At 67.0% G+C, this 20928-nt stretch carries 24 protein-coding genes, 1 tRNA gene and 1 riboswitch; of the genes, 7 read left to right on the top strand and 18 right to left on the bottom strand.

Annotation, left to right across the window (positions count from 1 at the left end):
• Positions 1-182: 182 nt before the first annotated feature.
• From ACU0B3_RS09750 to cbiE, 7 genes are all read right to left on the bottom strand, one after another.
• Positions 183-259, bottom strand: a tRNA-Met gene (locus ACU0B3_RS09750).
• Positions 260-327: 68 nt separating this feature from the next.
• Positions 328-1077 (bottom strand): precorrin-6A synthase (deacetylating), encoded by a 750-nt coding sequence (cobF, locus tag ACU0B3_RS09745; RefSeq protein ID WP_446260662.1) that lies wholly within the window; start codon positions 1075-1077, stop codon positions 328-330.
• Positions 1074-1808: a uroporphyrinogen-III C-methyltransferase gene (gene cobA, locus ACU0B3_RS09740; RefSeq protein WP_446260661.1), complete on the bottom strand. Its 735-nt coding sequence runs from the start codon at positions 1806-1808 to the stop codon at positions 1074-1076. Before cobA ends, cobF begins: the two co-directional genes overlap by 4 nt.
• Positions 1805-3118 (bottom strand): cobyrinate a,c-diamide synthase, encoded by a 1314-nt coding sequence (locus tag ACU0B3_RS09735; protein WP_446260660.1) that lies wholly within the window; start codon positions 3116-3118, stop codon positions 1805-1807. Before ACU0B3_RS09735 ends, cobA begins: the two co-directional genes overlap by 4 nt.
• Positions 3115-3900 carry a precorrin-4 C(11)-methyltransferase gene (cobM, locus tag ACU0B3_RS09730; RefSeq protein WP_446260659.1) on the bottom strand — a complete coding sequence of 262 codons (786 nt, stop codon included), beginning with the start codon at positions 3898-3900 and terminating at the stop codon, positions 3115-3117. Before cobM ends, ACU0B3_RS09735 begins: the two co-directional genes overlap by 4 nt.
• Entirely contained in the window at positions 3897-4250 is a 354-nt protein-coding gene (locus ACU0B3_RS09725) for a cobalamin biosynthesis protein (protein WP_446260658.1), read from the bottom strand. The genes cobM and ACU0B3_RS09725 overlap by 4 nt, the downstream gene beginning before the upstream one ends.
• Positions 4247-5422: a precorrin-6y C5,15-methyltransferase (decarboxylating) subunit CbiE gene (cbiE, locus tag ACU0B3_RS09720; protein ID WP_446260657.1), complete on the bottom strand. Its 1176-nt coding sequence runs from the start codon at positions 5420-5422 to the stop codon at positions 4247-4249. The genes ACU0B3_RS09725 and cbiE overlap by 4 nt, the downstream gene beginning before the upstream one ends.
• Here cbiE and ACU0B3_RS09715 point away from each other — a divergent pair.
• Entirely contained in the window at positions 5421-6173 is a 753-nt protein-coding gene (locus ACU0B3_RS09715; RefSeq protein ID WP_446260656.1) for a cobalt-precorrin-6A reductase, read from the top strand. The genes cbiE and ACU0B3_RS09715 overlap by 2 nt on opposite strands.
• Here the strand turns inward: ACU0B3_RS09715 and cobJ are convergent.
• Genes cobJ through ACU0B3_RS09680 form a run of 7 tightly spaced genes read right to left on the bottom strand, consistent with a single transcriptional unit; the run spans position 6137 to position 13989 of the window.
• Positions 6137-6883, bottom strand: coding sequence for a precorrin-3B C(17)-methyltransferase (gene cobJ / locus ACU0B3_RS09710; RefSeq protein WP_446260655.1), 747 nt, complete (start codon positions 6881-6883; stop codon positions 6137-6139). The genes ACU0B3_RS09715 and cobJ overlap by 37 nt on opposite strands.
• A complete protein-coding gene (locus tag ACU0B3_RS09705; RefSeq protein ID WP_446260654.1) occupies positions 6880-7611 on the bottom strand; it encodes a precorrin-2 C(20)-methyltransferase in 732 nt (243 codons plus the stop codon). Before ACU0B3_RS09705 ends, cobJ begins: the two co-directional genes overlap by 4 nt.
• Positions 7608-8237: a precorrin-8X methylmutase gene (locus ACU0B3_RS09700; protein WP_446260653.1), complete on the bottom strand. Its 630-nt coding sequence runs from the start codon at positions 8235-8237 to the stop codon at positions 7608-7610. The genes ACU0B3_RS09705 and ACU0B3_RS09700 overlap by 4 nt, the downstream gene beginning before the upstream one ends.
• On the bottom strand, positions 8237-9343 hold the full coding sequence (locus tag ACU0B3_RS09695; protein ID WP_446260652.1) for a cobalamin biosynthesis protein CobG: 1107 nt from the start codon (positions 9341-9343) through the stop codon (positions 8237-8239). Before ACU0B3_RS09695 ends, ACU0B3_RS09700 begins: the two co-directional genes overlap by 1 nt.
• Positions 9340-12564 carry a cobaltochelatase subunit CobN gene (gene cobN, locus ACU0B3_RS09690; RefSeq protein ID WP_446260651.1) on the bottom strand — a complete coding sequence of 1075 codons (3225 nt, stop codon included), beginning with the start codon at positions 12562-12564 and terminating at the stop codon, positions 9340-9342. Before cobN ends, ACU0B3_RS09695 begins: the two co-directional genes overlap by 4 nt.
• Positions 12565-12567: 3 nt before the next feature.
• A complete protein-coding gene (gene cobW, locus ACU0B3_RS09685; RefSeq protein ID WP_446260650.1) occupies positions 12568-13602 on the bottom strand; it encodes a cobalamin biosynthesis protein CobW in 1035 nt (344 codons plus the stop codon).
• Between the two features lie 12 nt (positions 13603-13614).
• On the bottom strand, positions 13615-13989 hold the full coding sequence (locus ACU0B3_RS09680; protein ID WP_446260649.1) for a DUF1636 family protein: 375 nt from the start codon (positions 13987-13989) through the stop codon (positions 13615-13617).
• Positions 13990-14081: 92 nt separating this feature from the next.
• A riboswitch (cobalamin riboswitch) is annotated at positions 14082-14292 on the bottom strand.
• 32 nt (positions 14293-14324) lie between these two features.
• Between ACU0B3_RS09680 and cobO the strand changes: the two genes are divergently transcribed.
• The 4 genes from cobO to ACU0B3_RS09660 all read left to right on the top strand — a co-directional run bounded on the left by cobO (position 14325) and on the right by ACU0B3_RS09660 (position 16356).
• The gene (gene cobO, locus ACU0B3_RS09675; RefSeq protein ID WP_446260648.1) at positions 14325-14939 is read left to right on the top strand and encodes a cob(I)yrinic acid a,c-diamide adenosyltransferase; all 615 of its coding nucleotides are present in this window, start codon (positions 14325-14327) and stop codon (positions 14937-14939) included.
• Positions 14940-14944: 5 nt separating this feature from the next.
• On the top strand, positions 14945-15541 hold the full coding sequence (locus tag ACU0B3_RS09670) for an ion channel (protein WP_446260647.1): 597 nt from the start codon (positions 14945-14947) through the stop codon (positions 15539-15541).
• Between the two features lie 131 nt (positions 15542-15672).
• Positions 15673-16014: a Lin0512 family protein gene (locus ACU0B3_RS09665; protein ID WP_446260646.1), complete on the top strand. Its 342-nt coding sequence runs from the start codon at positions 15673-15675 to the stop codon at positions 16012-16014.
• A gap of 3 nt (positions 16015-16017) precedes the next feature.
• Positions 16018-16356: a Lin0512 family protein gene (locus ACU0B3_RS09660; RefSeq protein WP_446260645.1), complete on the top strand. Its 339-nt coding sequence runs from the start codon at positions 16018-16020 to the stop codon at positions 16354-16356.
• Here ACU0B3_RS09660 and cobD read toward each other — a convergent pair.
• From cobD to ACU0B3_RS09640, 4 genes are read right to left on the bottom strand one after another with little or no spacing between them, the layout of a single operon-like run.
• Entirely contained in the window at positions 16339-17313 is a 975-nt protein-coding gene (cobD, locus tag ACU0B3_RS09655) for a threonine-phosphate decarboxylase CobD (RefSeq protein WP_446260644.1), read from the bottom strand. The two genes, ACU0B3_RS09660 and cobD, sit on opposite strands and share 18 nt — an antisense overlap.
• Positions 17306-18235 (bottom strand): adenosylcobinamide-phosphate synthase CbiB, encoded by a 930-nt coding sequence (gene cbiB, locus ACU0B3_RS09650; protein WP_446260663.1) that lies wholly within the window; start codon positions 18233-18235, stop codon positions 17306-17308. Before cbiB ends, cobD begins: the two co-directional genes overlap by 8 nt.
• Positions 18236-18249: 14 nt before the next feature.
• On the bottom strand, positions 18250-19065 hold the full coding sequence (locus ACU0B3_RS09645) for a propanediol utilization protein (RefSeq protein ID WP_446260643.1): 816 nt from the start codon (positions 19063-19065) through the stop codon (positions 18250-18252).
• Entirely contained in the window at positions 19058-19645 is a 588-nt protein-coding gene (locus ACU0B3_RS09640) for a histidine phosphatase family protein (protein WP_446260642.1), read from the bottom strand. The genes ACU0B3_RS09645 and ACU0B3_RS09640 overlap by 8 nt, the downstream gene beginning before the upstream one ends.
• Positions 19646-19695: 50 nt before the next feature.
• On the opposite strand from ACU0B3_RS09640, the gene cobU reads away from it, so the two are divergent.
• Positions 19696-20199: a bifunctional adenosylcobinamide kinase/adenosylcobinamide-phosphate guanylyltransferase gene (cobU, locus tag ACU0B3_RS09635; protein ID WP_446260641.1), complete on the top strand. Its 504-nt coding sequence runs from the start codon at positions 19696-19698 to the stop codon at positions 20197-20199.
• A 1-nt stretch (position 20200) separates the two neighbouring features.
• Positions 20201-20928: nicotinate-nucleotide--dimethylbenzimidazole phosphoribosyltransferase (locus ACU0B3_RS09630; protein WP_446260640.1), on the top strand; the 728-nt coding region annotated here is incomplete at its 3' end.

Below are 20928 nucleotides of genomic sequence, written 5' to 3'. Positions count from 1 at the left end.
CTCGCGTATTCTGTCTCGTGATCCAAGGCCATCCGCACCGCTCGCGCGCGCAATTCGTCTGGATAACGTGTTCCGTACTTCGTCTTTCCCATGACCCAGTATCCCTACTTCTGGGTCTCCGGCAAACAAGGGGCGGTTCACGGGCACAAAGAGAAGCGTAGACGCAAAACTGAGGGTGGAGATGGTGGCGGTACAGGGACTTGAACCCCGGACACGCGGATTATGATTCCGCTGCTCTAACCAACTGAGCTATACCGCCACTGGCGCGTGAGGTACTGATTTGGCGAGGGCGGGTCAAGGGGCGCCTGCGCGGTTTTTGCCAGCGCCTCATGCGGCTGGCGGTCGGCGCAGCATCGTGATGTCCATCACCCAGCCGTGCCGCGCCCTGGCGGCTTTGCGCGCCTCCCGGATCTGCGCGAGCACCTCGCCCAGCGGGCCTGCAATGCGGACCTCCTGCGCCATACCGGCATAGGCCGACCACCAAACCTGTGTGTCCACGGGCAGCGTTTCGAAACTGGTGCCGGCGTCGAGCATGACGACAAGTGTTTCCGCGCCCTCCGGCCAGCCGCCATCGCGCAGTCTGCGCGCGGGCAGGATCGTGACCGGGCCGCCGAGCGTGTTAAGCGGCTCGGCAAAAGAGGCGGTGAGCGCCTGGACGGAGGTGATGCCGGGGATCACCTCGATCTCGAGCTTGAGACGCGTCGCCACGCGCGCGGCGATACGCAGCGTCGAATCGTAAAGCGACGGGTCACCCCAGACGAGGAGCGCGGCGTGACCGGTGCCGTCGAGCGGGGAGAGGGCATCCTTCCAAACGTCGGCGATGGCGTCGTGCCAAGCGTTCACCCGGGTCTCGTAGTCGGCGATGGCCGGATCGCGCTCGGGCATGGTGAAGGGGGCCACGGGAACTTGCGCCGCATGCACGGCGAGGATCTCCCGCCGGATGTCCGCGAGCTGCGCCTTGTCATGCCCCTTCTCCGGCAGCAGTACCAGATCGGCCTCGCCCAGCACCCGCGCGGCCTGCAATGTCAGGTGTTCGGGATTGCCGGAGCCGATACCGATGAGGCTGAGCCGGATCATGCGGGGATGTCGGGCGGGGTCATCAGCGCGCCGTAAAGGATCAGCGCAGGTGCCGTGCCGACCTCTGCCTCCAGCCGCTGCGAGAGCTCTGCGACGGTGCTCATGTCGTAGGTCTGGTCCGGCGTCGACACCGCCTCGGCCAAAAGGGCCGGCGTTTCCGGCGGCAGGCCCGCATCCACAAGCATCGCGGCAAAGCGGGGAAACGTGCGCTTGCCCATGTAGACCACCGTCGTCGCCAGAGGATCGGCCAGCGCGGCCATGTTGAGGTCTTCCGGCAAATGGCCTGCCACGTCGTGGCCGGTCACGAACTGCAGCCGCCGCGCAGACAGCCTGCGCGTCAGAGGGATCGACAGGGCTGCCGCCGCGGCCGAGGCAGATGTCACGCCGGGGATCACCTCGAAGGGGATCTGCGCCTCCATCAGGGCGACGATCTCTTCCTCGAGCCGGCCAAAGATGCCCGAATCGCCCGACTTGAGCCGGACGATGTGCTGCCCGGTACGCGCGTAGTCGACAAGCAGCCGACTCACATGGTCCTGCCGGGGCGATGGCCTGCCGGCGCGTTTGCCGACGCCCACGAGGTCTGCCTCCGCCCGCGCGAGCTCGAGGATCGGCCCGGCGCTGAGGTCGTCGTAAAGCACGGCGTCCGCCGCCTTGATCCGGTCCGCCGCCTTGAGCGTCAAAAGCTCCGGGTCGCCCGGACCCGACGAGACAAAGCTGACGAACCCGCTCACGCGCCGTCTCCGCCGATGAGGTGAAAGAAGGTGCCGCTGACTTGGCCGCGGACCGAGCCTGTCTCGGGGACTTCCGCGCCCGTGGCGTCGCGCACCACTGCGAGCGGGGCGTCGGGTTGCTCGAGAATGGTCGAATAGTGGAACTCGTGCCCGCGCAGCGTCGTGCCATTTGCCCAGCCGGGCATCGCCGCCTCGAGGGTCGCGGCACGGTAGCCGAGGTGCATCTTGCGCTTGGCGTAAGAGGTGACAAGGCCGAGAAGGCCGCACATCTGATGCGAGGTGCCGTCCTTGTCGATCAGCGCCTGTCCCAGCGCCATGTACCCGCCGCACTCGCCGTGGATGGGTCCGTCAAAGGCGCGCATCCCGGCGCGGAACGTTGCCGCCGCAGCCAGCGTGCCGCCGTGCAACTCCGGGTAGCCCCCCGGCATCCAGACACAATCCGCCGACGGATCCGGCGCCTGATCGCCAAGGGGAGAGAACGGCAGGATCTCCGCGCCCGCCGCCCGCCAAGCGTCGGTCAGATGCGGGTAGACAAAGGAGAACGCGGCATCTCTTGCCAGCGCGATCCGTTGACCCGGGGGTGTGATGCGCGGCGCCTCAGCGCCAGCGATGCCCCCCTTGGCTGCGCTGCGCACGGCATCGAGGTCCACGTGTTCGGCCACCAGATCCGCAAGCGCGTCGAGTGTCTCGGCGAGCCCTTCCTGCTCTTCGGCCTGCACAAGGCCCAGGTGCCGCTCGGGCAGGCTCAGCTCGGGCCGGCGCGGCAGCGCGCCGAATACCGTGACGCCGGCACGGTCCATGCCGTCCCGCACGAGCCGCTCGTGCCGGGGGGAGGCGACCCGATTGAGGATCGCCCCCGCAAGCTCCACGCCCGGCATGAACCCGGCCACCCCGCGCGCCACCAGAGCCGCCGATTGCGCCTGTCCCGACACGTCGAGCACCAGCACCACCGGCCAGCCCGTCAGGGCGGCGATGTCGGCGCTGGCGCCCGTGCCATGTGCGCCGGGCGCGGCGACACCGTCAAAAAGGCCCATCGCCCCTTCGGCCAGAACCAACTCCGCCTCGGGCGCGGCGATCCGCGCCGCCAGCGTGTCGCGCGCCATAGCCCAGCTGTCGAGGTTGGCCGAGGCCCGCCCGCTGGCCGCGCGGTGAAACGCCGGATCGATGTAGTCCGGCCCGCATTTGAAGGGCTGCACCGCAACGCCCGCACGGGCATACGCGCGCAAAAGGCCGAGCGTCACGGTGGTCTTGCCCGAGCCGGAGGCGGGCGCCGAGATGACGAGACCCGGAGAAACGAGACCGTCCGTCATTCCTGCCCCTTGGGAAACCGCGGATGCGTGCCGACTGGGCGGAACCGCCGGTCATAATCTCCGGCGTAAAGCTGGCTCTCGTCGAACGTATCCGCCCCGATCGCCGGCCCCACGAGGATCAGCGCCGTCCTCCCCGGGCCCGTCTGGGCCGTGTCGGTGAGCGTGCCCAGAGTGCAGCGCCCGACCTGCTCATCCGGCCAAGAGGCGCGCCAGACAATCGCCACCGGACAGTCGGCACCATAGTGCGGCGTCAGCTCGGCCTGCACCTTTGCGGCGACGTGGATCGACAGGTGAATCGCAAGGGTTGCGCCGGTGCCGCCAAAATTCTCGAGGCTCTCGCCCTCCGGCATCTGCGTCGCACGCCCCGAGGTGCGCGTCAGCACCACCGACTGTGCAATGCCCGGCAGCGTTAGCTCTTGCGCCAAAAGCGCGGAGGCGGCCGAAAACGCAGGCACGCCCGGGGTCACATCGTAAGGAATGCCCGCCGTACGCAGACGCCGCAGCTGCTCCCCCATCGCCGACCAGACCGACAGATCGCCCGAGTGCAAACGCGCGACGTCGTGCCCTTTGCCGTGCGCGGCCTCGATCTCGGCCATGATTTCATCCAGCGACAAGGGCGCGGTGTTAACGATCCGCGCGCCGGCAGGGCAATGCGTCAGAAGCGCCTCCGGCACGAGCGAGCCGGCATAAAGACACACCGGGCAAGCCGCGATCAGATCGCGCCCGCGCAGAGTGATGAGGTCCGCAGCGCCCGGACCCGCTCCGATGAAATGCACGGTCATGCGTGTCCCTCCGCAATGGCCATCGTCACTGTCCCGTCCCGCGAGATGCGGCGTGTTTGCAGCAAAGTCGCGCGGCCTGCCACCCCCGCTGCTTTGAGTGCCAGCGCTTCACAGAGCGAGCCTGTTCCGAACCGCGCTTTGATGCGCGGGGACGAGGTGCCCGTTTCGATCCCCTCGACGCTTTCAACTAGGCAGAGCTCGGTGGAGTGGGCGGCCGCAAAATCCCGGAACGTGGGGTGATCCGCTTTCTCAGCCAGCGCCGCGATGTGGGTGAAGGAGGTGTCTTTTGCCACCTCCTCGAACGCGGCAAGCGGTGCGCTGGCGCGAAATCCAAAGCCTGCGACGATCATCTGGTCACGCTCCACTGCACGACGGGCCTCGCTGCCGTCCAGCCACGAAAAGTGCCAAGCGGCGTTGCCTCGGAAATCTCGATCTTGGTCAGTGTCCCGCCGAGCTTGGCATGCAAGTCAGCGACGAGCGCCTCGGTCTCGAGCGTCACTGCGTTGATCACGAGTTGCGCCCCGGTGGGCATTTTGCTCCACACCAAATCGACAGACCTTTGCGTTGCGCCTCCACCAAAGAACACCGCGTCTGCAGGTGTGTCGGGCAGAACGTCAGGCACCTGACCTTCCAGTAGGGAGAGGCGCGTACTCAAGCCATGCTGCGCGGCATTCGAGCGAATGTTGGCGCACCGCACGGGCTTTTGTTCGACGGCTGTGGCGGTGGCGCCTTTTGCGGCCAGGCACCATTCGACGGAGACCCCGCCGGAGCCCGCGCCAAGGTCCCAAAGGTGCGCGCCGGGAAAGGGGTTGAGCGACATCAGCGTCAGCGCGCGTACGTGGCGTTTAGAGATTTGGCCGTCGTGCTGAAATGCGCCTTCGGAGCGGCCCGGTAAGGTTTGCAGCAACGGCCCTTTGACTTCGATCGCGACAGCAACCGGCGCGTCGACGTCTTCGAGATCAAATGCTGCTGCCGTCAACTGTCGAATACGCTCCTGCGGCCCGCCCATTCGTTCGCAGACCTGCAAGGCACTGGTGCCAAATCCTGTTTCGGTCAACCATGCCGCAAACGTGCCGGCCGCTTGACCGTCGCGAAGGGTGCAGATCACCCGGGCGCCGGGCGTGAGGAGAGGCAGCAACGTCTCGAACGGAGCGGCGTGCAGGCCGTGGGTCAGCGTGTCCTCCATCCGCCATCCGAGCCGTGCCGTGATCCATTGAAACGTCGAGGGGGCGGGGTGGGCGGTCCATTCGCCGGGCGCGAGATCGCGCATCAGGCTGCCGCCCGCGCCGTACCAGAAGGGATCGCCTGAGACCAAGGCCACCGTCTTTTGCCCCCGGCACGCGAGCAGCGGCGCGGTGTCAAAGGGGATCGGCCAGGGTGTGCCATCGACCTCTGCCAGAGCCAAATGCCGCGCTGCGCCAAAGACATGCTGCGCAGCATCAAGCGCCTTGCGGCTTGCGCTCGAAAGCCCGTTCAGGCCATCTTCGCCCAGCCCGATGATCGTGAGCCAGGGGTCAGACATGCGCGTACTTTTGCTGGGAGGCACCAACGAGGCGAGCCGCCTGGCCGCCGCCTTCGCTGCGCAGCATCTCGATGCGGTGTTCTCCTACGCCGGGGTGACGAAACGCCCGATCCAGCAGCCTTTGCCGACGCGGACGGGCGGGTTTGGCGGCGTGCCGGGGCTGGTGGAGTTTCTGCGCAGCGAAAAGATCACGCATGTGGTCGATGCGACGCACCCCTACGCTGCGCAAATGAGCCGCAACGCAGTGGAGGCGTGTCAGGCAACGGGTGTTCCGTTGACGGCGCTCGAACGGCCCGGCTGGCGTTCGTACCCCGGTTGGACGCACGTGCCCGATGTCGCGGCCGCCTGCGATGCGCTGCCCGCGCGCAAGGCGCGAGTCTTTCTGGCGATTGGGAAGCAGCAGGTGGGTGTGTTCGCCGCCAAGCCGGACAACTTTTATTTGTTGCGCATGATCGACGCGCAGCGCGTGCCGCAGCCCTTGCCCGACCATGTGACGGTGACCGGGCGTGGGCCGTTTACCCTCCAGGGGGACCGCGCGCTGATGGAAACGCATGGCATCACGCATCTGATCGCCAAGAATGGCGGTGCGGATGCGGCGCGGGCCAAGCTTGATGCGGCGGAGGACTTGGGCCTGCCGGTGATTATGATCGACCGCCCCACAATCCCCGCGCGGCACACCTGCACGCGCGTCGAAGATGTCCTCGCGTGGCTCGGTCATACCCCGGCCTCCGGCACCGACCGAGGGGTGTAGTGGAACCGCCCCACCGCGCGCGTGGCGGCGGTGCCGACCAGAACGACGGTGCGCATGTCGGCCATCTCGGGCTTGGCCTCGTCCAAGGTCACCGTGCGGATCGCCTCGTCAGGCGTCGTGACCGCGCGGGCAAAGAAGATCGGCACGCTCCCCGGTAACTCCTCCTTGAGGACGGCCAAAGCCTCCCCGAACTGGTGCGGGCGGGACTTGGACCGGGGGTTGTAGAAGGCCATCGCGAACCCCCCCCGCGCGGCGTGGCGCAGGCGGCGGGTGACCTCCTCCCACGGCTTCAGGTTGTCGCTGAGGTTGATGGCGGCAAAGTCATGCCCCAAGGGCGCGCCGATCCGGGCGGCGGCGGCGAGCATGGCGGTGATGCCGGGCAGCACTTCGATGTCGAGCGCCTGCCAGTCGGGCCTGCCTTCGAGCGCCTCGAAGATGGCGGCGGCCATGGCAAAGACGCCCGGGTCGCCGGAGGAGACGACAACCACATGCTTGCCCTCGGCGGTCATCGAAAGGGCATGCGCGGCGCGATCCATTTCCACCCGGTTGTCGCTGGCGTGCAGCGTCAGGCCCGGGCGCGGCGCGATGCGTTTGACGTAAGGAATGTACCCGACGATGTCGGTCGCGGCGTCGATGGCGGCCTGCGCATCGGGCGTGATGAGCCCTTCGGCGCCCGGTCCCAGACCGACGATCCGCAAGGTCCCGGTCATGGCCTGCGCCCCTGTCCGTGGATCACGCAGATTGCGAAATACGGCACGCTGCCCTCGACATGGCAAAGCATGCGCACCGACTGGCCAGGCATGGTGCCGCGTTCGACCAGCCAGGCGTCTTCGAGTTTGCCGCACGCCTCGAGCGCGCGGCGGAGTTTGGGGAGGTTCCGCCCGATCTTCATCACCACCAGCGCATCGGTGTCGGCGATGCGACGGGTGAGCTCTTCTTCAGGAAGGGTCGCCATGCAGATTGTGAGCACGTCGTCGCCCCAGGTCACCGGCACGCCGGTCGCCGTCCAGCAGCCCGACATGCCGGTGATGCCGGGGATGATCTCGACCGGGACGCGGCCTGCGAGGCGCACATGTAGGTGCATGAAGGAGCCGTAAAAGAACGGGTCCCCCTCGCAGAGGACGACGACATCCTCGGTTGCTGCGATGCCCGCAAGCTGGTCCGCCCAGTCCTCGTAAAAGGACGACAACGCCGTCTTGTAGGCCGGGCTGTCGAAGGGAAGCTCGGTCGTGACCGGGTATTCCATCGCGTGTTCGGTGGCGTCAGCGTGCAAGAGCCCTTCGACGATGGAGCGCGCCTGGCCGGCACGCCCCGGCTTGCGGAAATACGCGATATGTCTGGCCGAGGAGATCAATCGGTGCGCCTTGACACTCATCAGGTCCGGGTCACCCGGGCCAAGGCCAGCGCAGATCACACGTCCTTTTTGAGCGGCGCTCATTCGGCGAAACTCGCGAGCGCGTTGACTGCGGCCACGGTGATGGCCGATCCGCCGAGCCGTCCGCGCACGATCATCGACGGGACCGGAAGGTCCTCCATCAGCGCGTCTTTCGACTCCGCCGCCCCGACAAAGCCCACGGGGCAGCCGATGATCGCGGCGGGGCGCGGGCAGGCGGCGTCCTCGAGCATGTTCAGGATGTGAAAGAGCGCGGTTGGCGCATTGCCGATCGCCACGAGCGCGCCCTCGAGATGAGGACGCCACAGCTCTAGCGCTGCAGCGGAGCGGGTGTTCGACATCTCCTTTGCCATTGCCGGGACCTCTGGATCGCGCAGGGTGCAGATCACCGCGTTGTCTGCGGGAAGGCGTTTGCGCGTGATCCCCTCGGCCACCATGAAGGCGTCGCAGAGGATCGGCGCGCCGTCCTTGAGCGCTTGGCGCGCGACCGTTGCCATGCCTTTGGAAAACCGCACGTCCCGTTCAAGACCCACCAGCCCTGCGGCGTGGATCATGCGGACGACGACGGGCTCTTCATCCGGGTCGAAGCGCGCCAGATCGGCCTCGGACCGGATGGTGCGAAAGCTCTCTTCGTAAATCGCCGCGCCGTTCGTCTCGTAGGTGTGTGGCATCAAGCGATCCTCCGTGCGTCCTGCGGTGACAGGCCCGTGCGCTCTGGCGTTTCGCGTGCCGTGCCGCCGCGCACAAGGTCAAACCTGCCGTCCCGCCCGACGAATGTGAGCGTGGCAGGGCGCGGATGCGCGCAGCCCTTGGCGCAGCCGGAGACGTGGATGTGCTGTCTGCTGGTGAGGGCGCGCGCGAGCGGGAGGGTCTCCACTTCCGCCGACGTGCAAGCCGGTGCGCCGGGGCAGGCGTGGTGCCGCAGCCGCGGGTCGCCGGGGGCCGTGATGGCGTCTTGCGGGAGCGATGCGCCGCGGTCCTCAAGGAACAAAAGCCGCCCGGGCAGGACACGGATCGCGCAGTCGAGCCGGATCAGGTCCTCAGCCCGCAGCTTGCCGAACGGCAGGCCGATCACGCGCCCGCCCGGCACAAAGCCCGGCAAAAGCCGCGCGCCGTGATCGTGCTGCGCCGGCGCGTTGGTCCATGCGTCCGGCAGAGGCGTGGTCTTGAGGTGCGGCGCCATGCGGCGGATGTCTGGGGCGCGGGTGTCCAGAAACCACTGCGCCATTTGTGCCAGGGCGTCCGCCGCTGACGCCACGGTCACCGGCCTGCCAAAGTCCGACCCGTCCGCGCGCAGGATCAGGCCGACATCGCTTTGCTCGAACCGGAAATCGGCGGACATGCCGCGCAGCTGGAGGCTTGGTCCGGTGTCGATCACCACACCCATCTTGTCCGGCAACACTGGCATCTGCGCGGCATGGGCAATCAGCGCGTGGAAGAGCGCCTCGCTCTCGTCATCTGCCTGGCGCAGCGGGGTGAGGGTGATGCGGCCACCGAACTCCTCACCTTCGCTTTGCGGTGCAAGGCGTGATGACTGCAATGCGGCGAGCAGCGGCGGGTAGCTCTCGCCGGTCACGCCCCGGATCTGCAAGTTCGCACGACTTGTAAGGTCGATCCAGCCAGAGCCATGGTCCAACGCGGCCTCGCCCAGGGCTGCGGCCTGCTCCGCCGTCGCACGAGACATCGGCGGCGCGACCCGCACCAGCAGCCCGTCGCCCGACGCCATGGGGCGTAAGGCAGTGGGACACCAGCCCTTGACCTGCACCTCTGCGCTCACGACGCCCCCTCCAAAGCCGCCCGGATCGAGTTGCGCCGGGTCTGCCAGAGGCCCGCGTCGTGCAGCGCCTGAAACTGCGCCTGCATCGCGTGAAAGGCGCCTTCGTTCTCCGTCTCGAGGAACTCCGCCACGTCCTCATCGCCCAGTGTCGCGTCGTGATAAGCGTCAAAGAGATGCGGCGCCACGACGCCCGCCAGATGCGCGAAAGCGGCCATGTGATCCAGCGTCGCCGCGATCTCTGCCGCGCCGCGAAAACCGTGCCGTTGCATGCCCGAAAGCCAGTCGCGGTTCGTCGCGCGCGCCCTCACGACGCGGGCAATCTCTTCCGCCAAAGCGCGGGCTTGTGGGCGATCTGGACGTGTTGCGTCCATGTGATAGAGCGCGGGCGCCGTGCCTCCCAAAGTCGCCACTGCTGCGGCAAACCCGGCCTCGTGCGTGGCATAGTCGGAGGCGAGCAGAAGGTCCGTCTCAGGCAAATCCTGCACGTGCACAAAGGCGTCGGCGGCCTTGGCCCGCGCTTCGATCGCCGCGCGCGCCTCGGTGATCCCGCCCTGCGCGTCGATGGCGTATGAGGACGCCTTGAGCCATGCTTCCCCCGCCGCTTTCCGCGCATCATCGGTCAGTTCATCGAGCGCGGTGTGCATCGCGAGGCCATACTGCCCCGGACGTGGGCCAAAGACGCGCGGCGTCTCGGTGCGATAGGGATTCTGCTCCGCCGTCTCGTCGCGATCCTTGAGCGTCGCAGCTGCACTTTCGAACATCTGGGCAAGACCGGGGAAGACATCACGGAAAAGGCCAGAGACGCGCAAAGTCACATCGATCCGGGGGCGGTTCATCAGCGCGAGTGGCAGCACTTCGTAGCCTGTCACGCGGCCTGACTTGTGATCCCACTGCGGCGCCAGCCCCGCGAGATGCAAAGCCATCGCGAATTCTTCGCCCGCCGTGCGCATCGTGGCAGAGCCCCATAGGTCGACGACCACGTTGCGCGGCCAATCGCCCTCGTCCTGCAGGTGGCGGCGCACCAGCTCTTCGGCCATCTTCACGCCCTGCGCATGGGCGGATTTTGTCGGCACGCTGCGCGGATCGGTGGTGAAGAGGTTGCGCCCCGTGGGCAGCACGTCATCGCGTCCTCTATAGGGAGAGCCGGAGGGTCCGGCGTTCACGCGGCGGCCTGCGAGGGCCGACAAGAGGCCCTCTTTCTCGCCCGCGCCGTGGGGACCTGTGCCGTAGACGTGCAGGCCGTCGCCGAACTGGCTTTCCTTGATGTCGCAGACAAAGCGGTCGATGCGCGTGATGGCTTCGGCGGCGGAGGCGTCTGCGTCGAGGCCGAGGTCGGTTTCCACTCCCGTCGCCTGTGCCTCTTCGCGAATGGTCTCGATGAGCCGGTCGCGGCGGCGGGGATCGAGCCCGTCGGCGGTCGAATACTCGTCCAGCAAACCTTCGAGCCGGGTCAGCACCTGCGGCACCGCGCTTTCCGCCATGGGCGGCGGGACGTGGCCGAGCGTGATCGCACCAATGCGCCGCTTGGCCTGCGCGGCCTCACCCGGATCGTTCACGATGAAGGGGTAGATGACCGGCGTCGCGCCCAGCAAAAGCTCGGGCCAGCAGTCCGCGGACAGTGCCACGGCCTTCCCGGGGAGCCACTCCACCGTGCCATGCGCGCCGACATGGATCAGCGCGTCGAGGTTTTGGGATTTGAGCCAGAGATAGAAGGCGACGTAGCCATGGCGCGGCGTGCGGGCGAGGTCGTGGTAGTCGTCCTCGCGCTCCTGCACCTCGCCCCGTTCGGGTTGCAGTGCGATCAGGCGCGTGCCGACCCGGAGGGCTTTGAAGTGGAAGGCGTAGTCTTCGACCGCAGGGTCTTGCGCCGGGTCTCCCCACGCCATTTGCAGGTCGTTCTGAGCGGTCTCGGGGAGGCTTTGGAGCGCGCGTTCGTAGTCCGCTACCGGCCAGCTGAGCGTCTCTGTCCTGAGGGCCGTGCCGAGGTCCGACGGTGCTTCACCGCCGAGCCATGTCATCATCTCGCCGACCGATTCCAGCGGGTCGAGGCCCACGGCATGTGCGAGGTTCCAGTCGCGGCCGGGGTAGGTGGAAAGCACCAGCGCGAGTGTCTTTTCGGCGAGTGGTTTGTGCGTCAGCGCGAGGGTCGCGGCGACGCGGTCGACGACGTGCTTGATCCGCGCGTGATCGGCCCGGTGGCCGAAGTGCGAGAACTCGAGGTCTGGGTCCTTCTTGGCAGGTGCCTTGAAGCTCGCGACGCCTGCAAAGAGCCGCCCGTCCACCTCCGGCAGCACCACGTGCATCGCCAGATCGGCAGGCGAGAGGCCGCGTTCGGCTTCTTTCCATTCGCCTTTGCGCGCCGTCGAGAGGGCGACCTGGAAGACCGGGCAGCCGGACGCGTCGAGGGGCGACGTGCCATCGTCCGTCTGGGCGGAGAAGGCGGTTGCGTTGATGATGGCGGCGGGCTGGGCTCCGGTGAGGACCTCCCGGATCCACTGTGCCGCCTGGGGCTGCTTGAGGGACGGCGCGAAGAGGCCGATGGCTTGGAAACCGCGTGTTTCCAGTTCCGCGAGGAGGGCGTCGACGGGTTCGGTGTCGGCGGAGGTGAGGTAGGAGCGGTAGAAGGTGACGATCACGCTGCCTTGCGCTGGCGTCGTCGCGACCACCCCTTCCCCCGGACGGTACCAGCCAAAGTCCGGCACCATTTTGCTGCCCATCACAGGCGCGGCGTAGAGGCCGGCTGCGAGTGCCATTTGAGCGAGGGCGGCGTGGGCGGCGACGGCGCCTCCGGCTTCGCAGAGAGCCGACAAACGGCGGAGCGTGGAGACGGGGACCGTGGACAAAGCGTCAAGCGCAGGGTCGGGACGTCCGTCGGCGGGCAAGACAGCAAGGGCGATGCCCTTCCGGCGGCAGAGGTCCTGCACGGACATCAGGCCGTAAGACCAGTAGCTTTCGCCGCCGATGAGCCGGATCAGGATGCCCTTGGCGTGGCACAAGGTCTGCTCGAGATACGTGTCCACCGACAGCGGATGCTTGAGCGCCACGAGGTTCGCGAGCCGCACTGAAGGCAGGTCGTCCTTCCCGCGCCGGTATCCCGCCTGAAACGCGCCGAGGTCGCTGTCGGAAAACGACAGCACCACCAGATCAGCCGGGCTCTGGGCCAGGTCGAACGGCGTCTCGGTGTCACCAAGGCCATGGCTTTCGCGGAAGACGACGTGCATGGATCAAGCGCCCAGGATGGCCTCGATCTCGGCGCGGTTCACGTGGTCATGCTCGGCGATCACCACGAGCGAAGAGCGGCGCGGGCGGTCGCCCCAGGGCGCGTCGAACTGCATCCGCACGCGCGCGCCCACGGCCTGCACCAGCATCCGCATCGGTTTGCCTTTGACCGCGATGTAGCCTTTGACCCGGAGCGCATGCGCCTCGCGCGCAAGCCGCTCGATGCGCGCCTCGAGGTCCTTCGGGTCATCGATCTCGGGCAGGTGCACGACGATGGTGTCGAAGTCGTCATGCTCGTGGTCGTGGTGCCCGTCGTGGTGGGAGGGGCGGGCGTCAAGGTCGTCTTCGGCAGCCGCGCCAAGCCCCAGCACGACGCGGGGGTCCACAACGCCTTCGCTCACCGGCAGGATCGGCAGGCTGCGGGGCGCCTCGCTTTCCACGACGCCGCGGGCCTTGGCCATGGTGGCGTCGTCCACGAGGTCGGCCTTGGTCAGCAGGATGATGTCGGCGCAGGAGATCTGGTCCTCGAAGACTTCCGAGAGCGGCGTCTCGTGATCGAGCGACTCGTCCGCCTCGCGCTGGGCCTGAACGGCATCCACGTCGGTGGCGAACTGGCCTTTGGCGACGGCCTCTGCATCCGCCAGCGCGACTACGCCGTCGACGGTGATGCGCGACCGGATCGCGGGCCAGTCGAACGCCTTGAGGAGCGGCTTGGGGAGCGCCAGACCGCTGGTCTCGATCAGGATGTGATCGGGCGGCTCGGGCAGGGCCATGATCTGCTCGATCGTCGGGATGAAGTCATCGGCCACCGTGCAGCAGATGCACCCGTTCGCGAGCTCGAGGATGTTCTCCGCCGGGCAATTCTCGTCCGCGCATCCCTTGAGGATCTCACCATCGACGCCCATCGTGCCGAACTCGTTGACCAGCACCGCGAGGCGCTTGCCTTGAGGGTTGGTCATCAGGTGACGGATAAAGGTGGTCTTTCCCGCGCCGAGAAAGCCGGTGATGACGGTGACGGGGATTTTGGTCAAATCGTTCATGTCAGGGGTCCCTCAGAGCTTTGGGATGCCGGATAGCATCGGCGGGATGCGGGCGATCGATTGTTTGCGAAAGATGACGGGACGTTCGCGCCATGGGACCAGCCCGTCGGATGTCGCGGCATAGGCGGCAGCGCCTGCGAGGATGTCGTCCGCGTGACCCTCATCGGGGTCGAGGCGGCCGTAGACGTAGGTCCACTTCCCGCCTTCCTGCAACGCGACAGAGCAGCCGTTCTTGCAGGCTGACAGGCACTCGACCGGCTGGATCGTCACGCCCTCGGGTGCGCCCTTGGCCAGCAGCTCTTCGGCGAGCCGCGCGCCGCGCCGGGGCGCCTCGGGGTCATCGCCCTCGTGCTTGCAGGTGGTGCAGACGTAGAGTGTCGCGCCCATGATCGTCCCTCGTTCCCGTATCCCAAAGGGGCGCGCATGGGGGACCGGCGGGCAGACCTCCCGCATGATCCGGCCACGACACACCCCGGTCGTCCGTCTTCGTCGCGCTGGCAGGTCTCCCGGCTTGCAAAGTGCCTTGCGGCCTGGATGCGGCCTTCCCGGGCTCCTCCCAGTGGCGGTGCATCCTCTTTGGTCACGGTCGCGGGGGCGGCTGCGTCGGGTGCGGTTTGCGGTAAAACCAGACCCCTCGCATTCCCTCTTCGCCCAAGGTAGCTCTTGGGAACCAGCACCGTCACCTAGAGGCCCGCCGGCGCGGGATGTCAACCGGAGTCGTCATGTCAGAGCTCGATCAGAACGCCCGCCACGCCAGCAAGATGGCCAAGAAGAAGGCCGCCCGCGACCGCATGATGGCCACCAAGGAGGGTGAGAAGGGCCTGATTATTGTGCACACCGGGCCGGGGAAGGGGAAGTCTTCGTCGGGGTTCGGGATGATCCTGCGCTGCATCGCGCACGATATGCCGTCAGCGGTGGTGCAGTTCATCAAAGGGGCCTGGCAGACCGGCGAGCGCACGCTGATCGAGGCGAACTTTGCGCATCTGTGCCAATTCTACGCGATGGGTGAGGGCTTCACCTGGGAGACCCAGGACCGCGCCCGCGACATCGCCGCCGCCGAGAAGGGCTGGGAGAAAGCCAAGGAGCTGATCCGCAACCCCGAGATCAAGATGGTTCTGCTCGACGAGATCAACATCGCTTTGCGGTACGACTACCTGAGCGTCGACGACGTGGTGCAGTTCCTCGTCGAGGAAAAGCCGCCCATGACCCACGTCGTGCTGACCGGGCGGAACGCCAAGGAAGAGCTGATCGAGATTGCCGATCTGGTAACTGAAATGAGTTTGGTGAAGCACCCCTTCCGGTCGGGGGTTAAAGGGCAGAAGGGCGTGGAGTTTTGAAGACGGTGCGGCTGTTTCCCGGTTCCACGAGAGGCAGCCGCGCCCGCAATGCCATGAGTGCGTTTATCGCAGGTCTTGGCGGGGTCATCCTTTTGGAGCTCTTTTTCGAGGTCTTCTCTAGGGTCGGCTTTACGCCAACACCATATGCCACCGCGATGTTCGCAGCCTTCGGATTCGTATTCTTTCTCGCGACAACGTTCGCAGTCATCTACCTGCAGAGTGAGCGCTTTCGCATTTCTCCGTCGAGGTTGATCCGGGACATCGCGATTTCGATCTTTTACAGTGTCGTCGCCTTCGCGCTTTACTACCGGACGGTTGGCATCTTGCCGACGTTCGACGCGCAACGGACTCAGACAGCGCGAGACTTCATCTATTTCTCGGTCGTGACCTTCTCGACGCTTGGCTACGGCGACTTTCGACCTAGCCCCGACTCTAGGCTTTTGGCGGCGTCACAAGCGTTGCTGGGTACGGTGCATATCGGGATGATCGTCGGCGCCGCGTTTCTGACGTTTTCAATGTCGGGGCGCGGCGAAAAGCAGGTCAGGCCAGTGCCATCGACACAAAGGCGGAGATGGTCCCGAAAGCGACGAAGAGGTAGATAGCTCCTGACAACCGTCTATACGTTTTCTTTGACAACTTCGCCCTCCTCTTTCTTTTCAGATCGCCTACACATTTATTTACACACTTCTAGTGCAAAAAACAAGTTAACCCCACCCTCCGAAAGGCCCACCTCATGCCCAAGAAACGCATGCTCACCGAGTTCGGGATGGGCTCCTCGCTCCGCCGGCAGGACTATACCGAGGCTGCCAAGCGCGCCGTTCAGGACGCGCTCTGGCACAACTCGATCAACCTCGCCGAGCTCTTTGGCCGGGAGAAATCCGAGATGCTCATCGACCTGGAAATCGGAGTGCAAGCGCCTGACGAGGTGGACAAAAGCGCCGTGACCGAAGCCTTCCCCTACGGCCAGATCAGCGTCACCTGCGTCAAGGGAGGGCTCGACGTGCCGCGCACGGACGGCAAGCCGACGGTGATCGCCAATGTCGCCATTTCCGTCAGCTTCGAGATGGAGGGCTAGGCCATGCAGCGTTTCATCATCGAGATGGGGATGGGCAACGACCAGTACGGGATGGACTACACCAAGGCCGCTGCGCGCGCGATCGAGGACGCGATCCGCCACTCGTCGATCCCGATGTTCGAGACCCTCGGCATCTCCCACGACGCGATGGAGGTCCGCGTGACCCTCGGCGCGCAGGAACCGGACAAGATCGACACCGAAGCGCTTGTCGCCAAACTGCCGCGCGGCAAGGCGTCCGTCACCGCGACCCACGGCGGGCTCAACGTGGTGAACCCGGATACGGGCAACACGCTTGTGATTGTTCAGGCGGCAGTGGAGGCGTTCTTACCCAAGCAGGCGTAAGGCGCTCTTTAGCCGATCCCATTCGCCTGCCAGGCCTGGCAGTCCAAGCCGCAGCCACGTCTTGGAATACGGAAAAACCCGCGACCAGATTTTGTGTTCCGCGAGATGTGTCTGTGCCGCCTCCGCATCCTCCGTCTCATAAAGCCGGAAAAGCCCGGTGCCGCCGGCGCAATGCCACCCAGCAGTCAAAGCCATCTCGTCAAGCGCCTCAGCCTCGTCAGCCAACCGCGCGCGCGTCTCAGCAGCCCAGGCTTCATCCGACAGCGCCCTCCGACCTACCTCCAGCGCCGGGCCGTTGACTGACCAAGGCCCCGCCGCCTCGCGCAGCGTCATCAAGAGCTGCGCCGGTCCGAGCGCAAAGCCAAGCCGCAGGCCCGCCAGTCCGTAGAACTTGCCGAACGAGCGGAGTACCAACACCTGATCGAGCGCATCGAGCCGCGGACACACGGACATCTCCGGCGTCGCGTCCGCAAAGCTCTCGTCGACAACCAGCAGCCCGACCTCCCGGCTCAGCGCAGCCACGGCGTCCGGCGTCAAATGACGCCCGTCGGGGTTGTTGGGGTTCACGACCACGGCGACCGCGGCACCATGCAGTGCCTCGACCGACGTCACCTCGGACACGTCCCACCCGGCGGCGCGCGCGCTGGCGGCATGTTCGTTGTACGTCGGTCCCAGCACCCGCATGTCCGCCTTCGGCAACACACGCGGCAAGAGCTGGATCGGGTGTGACGCGCCTGCCAGAGGCAGGATCGGTGCATCCGTGCGGTAGGCCGCCAAAGCCGCGTCTACCAGACCCTGCACCGCAAGGTCCGTCGGCAGCGCCTGCCAATGCGTGCTATCGATCCCCGTCACCGGGTACGGCACGCGGTTGATCCCGGTCGAAAGGTCGATCCAGTCCTCCACTGCGCCGCCAAAACGCGCGACAGCCGCATCCAGATTGCCCCCGTGATCACGCAAGGATCATCCCTCCCAAAGCCAGGCTCAGCCCCGCGACTCCCATCGCGCGCCAATATAGCGCCAGCCCGCGCGCCAGATCGCGCGCCACGGGTTCGCGCCCCGCCGCATAGACGTAAGGATCGTCGACCGCGCCATCGGCGTAAACCCTCGGTCCTGCCAGACGCACACCCAAGGCACCCGCCATCGCCGCCTCCGGCCATCCGGCATTCGGCGAGCGGTGCTGACGCGCGTCGGCAAACATGGCACGCAGGCTCTCGCGAGGCGCGCTGGACACCAGCGCGAAGAGCGCGCCCGTCAGCCGCGCCGGCACCCAGTTCACCACGTCATCGAGCCGGGCCGAGGCCCATCCGAATGCTGCATGCTTCTCCGTCCGGTACCCGACCATCGAATCGAGCGTGTTCACCACCTTGTAGGCCGCAATTCCCGGCAGCCCGAACAGAGCCCCCCAAAAAAGCGGCGCGGTGATCCCGTCCGAGGTGTTCTCCGCAAGGCTTTCGATCGCGGCACGGGTGACACCGGCCTCGTCCAGCTGCGCCGTGTGCCTTCCGACAATCATGCTCACGGCAAAGCGCGCCTGCGCAAGGTCGCCCTGCTGCAACGGGTCCGAGACGGCCTTCACATGGTCGGCCATCGACTTCACCGCGATCAGAGGCCAGGCGAGCAGCCCGAGTAGAAGCGTGCCGAGCCATGTCTGCGGCAGCGCCATTTGCACCGTCAGCCCTACCAGCCCGACGCCGAGGACAAGCAGCGTGACCAGCCAGACGCCGTTGCGCCGCCGCTGCACCTCGGGCAGCGCGCCGTCATTCCAGCGCGCATCGAGCGCCGAGATCACCTGGCCGAGCCAGGTCACCGGATGCCCGATCCGAGCGTAAAGCCACCCCGGCCAGCCCACCACCGCGTCGATCAGCAGCGCAAGCGCCATGGCGCCGAAGAAACTCACGCTGTGCTCTCGAAGCGAAAGACATGGGTGTAACCCGCCGCGCGCAGCCGCGCCGGGCCTTCCTCGGGTACGGTTCCCGACGCATAGAGAAAGGCGCGTGCAGGACCCGTGTGCGCCCGCGCAAGGCCAAGCGCGCCAAGAGAGGCGATCAGGTCGAGGCTCGGGTCTCCGGCGACCCCCCGCAGCTGGGAGCATCGCGCTGCGCTTTCAGTGGCGAGCGCCGCCAGCTTCGCAAGATCGCGCGCGCGTGCCGCCTCCTCCCATCGCGGGACAAGGTCACTGATGTCCGGGAAATCGGTGTCTTTCGGGTCGGTGCGTGAGCATGGCCCCCAGAGCCCCGCGAGACATGTGAAAGTCGGTGCGGGTGGCACCCGCCTCAGTGCACGCCCCGCGCGCGACGCCCAGAGCCAGCTCGACGGGTCCGGCATCATCAGCGGATCACTTGCACCTTCGGCCAGAACGCAGGCTCGCGCCAGCTTCGTCCGAGGCACCGAAGGACCAAAGGAGGCCAGGGCCAAAAGCGCCGCCGTGGACAGGCCCGCGCCCGCGCCCATCGGCAGGGAGGTCCGGGCGCAGTATCGCCCCTTGATCGGCATCCCAAGCGCGTGCCCCAGACGCCGCGCCGGACCACGCGGCAAAGATGTGCCGCTGAGACCAAACCCGGCATCCGACACCCTGCGCATCTCGAGCCATGCTGCAGGGCAGGGCAGCGTCACCAACGCCACGGGACCGTCCGGCCTCATCCGTCCCTGCAGGAACTCGCCAAAGTGACCCGTCACGCGGACAGACGAGAGACCGCGGCGGTCAAGCACCAAGGGGCTCCCAGTTGACCCGCACGATGGCGGGCGGGCTGCCTTTCAGAACCGACAGATGTGTGACCGACCAGGGCGCGATGGCAAAGCCGAGCCCGGCATGCACCTCCCCCAGCGCGCGCCCCAGGGCCGCGCGTATCACGCCGGCATGGGCGACGATGGCGATCCGGCGAACGTTGCGCTCCGGCAGCTCCACCAGAACCGGCGCGATCCGATCCGCGACTTGCAGAAACGACTCGCCCTGCGGAGGTCGATGCGCGGCAAGCTCCCGCGCCGGCAGCGGGCCAAGGTCCGGCAGATCACGCAGCGCCATCCCGTCCCAGGCGCCGAAGTCCTGCTCCCAGAGCCGGGCATCGACCTCGGGCGCGCCTTCAGGCCAGATCGTGGCAGCGGTCATCGCGCAGCGCTGGGCGGGGGACCGGATCAGCACATCAACCTCTCCGCAGTACCGCCGCACCGCCTCTGCGCGCACAGAATCGCTCACATCGGCCGCCACATCCCGCCGCCCGGCGAGCGTCTCCGGCGCCACCGTGGGCGCGTGCCGGATCCAGAACACATCGGTCGCAGCCTGGGCTGTCAATGTCGCATTCTCCCGTTGCAGGTGCGGCGTTTCTGGTGTCTCTCGACCGCATGAGCAAGACGATTTTGGTCACTGGAGGCGCCCGTTCGGGCAAGAGCCGCATCGCCGAGGAGCTGACCCTCGCGATGGGGCGGCCTGCGGGCTATGTCGCGACCGCCGAAGCCTATGACGACGAGATGCGCGCGCGGATCGCCACGCACCTTGCGCGGCGCGGCGGCGACTGGGTCACCGTGGAGGAGCCTGTCGAGCTTGTCGCGGCGCTGGAAGGCGACCTGCCGCCGGTGCGGCTCGTCGATTGCCTGACGCTGTGGCTTACGAACCTGATCCTGCGCGAGGTGCCGTGGGAGCCTGCGGCAGACGCGCTCGCCCTGCATCTCGAGGAGACGGAGGCGGACACGGTTCTGGTCACCAACGAAGTCGGCCTCGGCATCGTGCCCGACAACGCGCTCGCCCGCGCCTTTCGCGACGCGCAAGGGCTTTTGAATCAACGCATTGCCGCGGTGGCGGACGAGGTGTACCTCGCCGTCTCCGGCCTTTCGATGAGAGTGAAATGACATGGCAGAATTTCCAATCAATCGGTTGAATGACATTGCGGCTCTCGCAAAGTCGCTGCCGCGCGCGGATCAGACGTCCATCGAGGCGGCGACCGCGCGCCAGATGAGCCTGACCAAGCCGCCGGGCGCGCTCGGCCGGCTCGAGGACCTGGCCATCTTTGTCGCGGGCTGGCAGGGCGCGGAAAAGCCGGTGATCGACCGGGCGCAGGCGCTGGTCTTTGCGGGCAATCACGGGGTCTGTGCGCAGGGTGTGAACCCGTTCCCGCAGGAAGTCACGCACCAGATGGTTGCCAATTTCGAGCACGGCGGCGCGGCGATCAACCAGCTCTGCCGCGCGTCGGGGGCGGAGCTGTCGGTCGTGGCGCTCGATCTCGACAGGCCGACGGCGGACATCACCGAGGCGCCCGCGATGAGCGAGGCAGAGACGCTGGCGGCGATGCAGCGCGGCTGGGACGCGGTCGACACCTCGGCGCAGGTGCTGTGCCTTGGAGAGATGGGGATCGGCAACTCGACGATCGCCGCCGCGCTTGCCGCCGCGATCCTGGGCGGGGATGCTGCGCAATGGGTTGGCCCGGGCACGGGCTCCGACGTCGAGGGCATCGCGCGCAAGACGCGGGCCATCGACACCGCGCTGGCGCTTCACGCGGAGAGCAAAGCCTCGATCCTGGCGTTGGCCACGCTCGGCGGGCGCGAGCAGGCCGCGATCTGCGGGGCGGTGCTGGCCGCACG

This window comes from Pseudaestuariivita sp. (genome assembly GCF_052825805.1).
This window is presented reverse-complemented; position numbering and strand designations above follow the sequence as displayed.

Coding starts and splice junctions, on each gene's coding strand:
- ACU0B3_RS09735 (WP_446260660.1), bottom strand. CDS start 3,118: ATGACGGACGGTCTCGTTTCTCCGGGTCTCGTCATCTCGGCGCCCGCC.
- cobO (WP_446260648.1), top strand. CDS start 14,325: ATGTCAGAGCTCGATCAGAACGCCCGCCACGCCAGCAAGATGGCCAAG.
- ACU0B3_RS09665 (WP_446260646.1), top strand. CDS start 15,673: ATGCCCAAGAAACGCATGCTCACCGAGTTCGGGATGGGCTCCTCGCTC.
- ACU0B3_RS09725 (WP_446260658.1), bottom strand. CDS start 4,250: ATGATCGTCGCAGGCTTTGGATTTCGCGCCAGCGCACCGCTTGCCGCG.
- ACU0B3_RS09705 (WP_446260654.1), bottom strand. CDS start 7,611: ATGAGCGCCGCTCAAAAAGGACGTGTGATCTGCGCTGGCCTTGGCCCG.
- cobN (WP_446260651.1), bottom strand. CDS start 12,564: ATGCACGTCGTCTTCCGCGAAAGCCATGGCCTTGGTGACACCGAGACG.
- ACU0B3_RS09680 (WP_446260649.1), bottom strand. CDS start 13,989: ATGGGCGCGACACTCTACGTCTGCACCACCTGCAAGCACGAGGGCGAT.
- cobW (WP_446260650.1), bottom strand. CDS start 13,602: ATGAACGATTTGACCAAAATCCCCGTCACCGTCATCACCGGCTTTCTC.
- cobU (WP_446260641.1), top strand. CDS start 19,696: ATGAGCAAGACGATTTTGGTCACTGGAGGCGCCCGTTCGGGCAAGAGC.
- ACU0B3_RS09660 (WP_446260645.1), top strand. CDS start 16,018: ATGCAGCGTTTCATCATCGAGATGGGGATGGGCAACGACCAGTACGGG.
- cobM (WP_446260659.1), bottom strand. CDS start 3,900: ATGACCGTGCATTTCATCGGAGCGGGTCCGGGCGCTGCGGACCTCATC.
- cobF (WP_446260662.1), bottom strand. CDS start 1,077: ATGATCCGGCTCAGCCTCATCGGTATCGGCTCCGGCAATCCCGAACAC.
- ACU0B3_RS09715 (WP_446260656.1), top strand. CDS start 5,421: ATGCGCGTACTTTTGCTGGGAGGCACCAACGAGGCGAGCCGCCTGGCC.
- ACU0B3_RS09700 (WP_446260653.1), bottom strand. CDS start 8,237: ATGCCACACACCTACGAGACGAACGGCGCGGCGATTTACGAAGAGAGC.
- cobJ (WP_446260655.1), bottom strand. CDS start 6,883: ATGACCGGGACCTTGCGGATCGTCGGTCTGGGACCGGGCGCCGAAGGG.
- cbiE (WP_446260657.1), bottom strand. CDS start 5,422: ATGTCTGACCCCTGGCTCACGATCATCGGGCTGGGCGAAGATGGCCTG.
- cbiB (WP_446260663.1), bottom strand. CDS start 18,235: ATGGCGCTTGCGCTGCTGATCGACGCGGTGGTGGGCTGGCCGGGGTGG.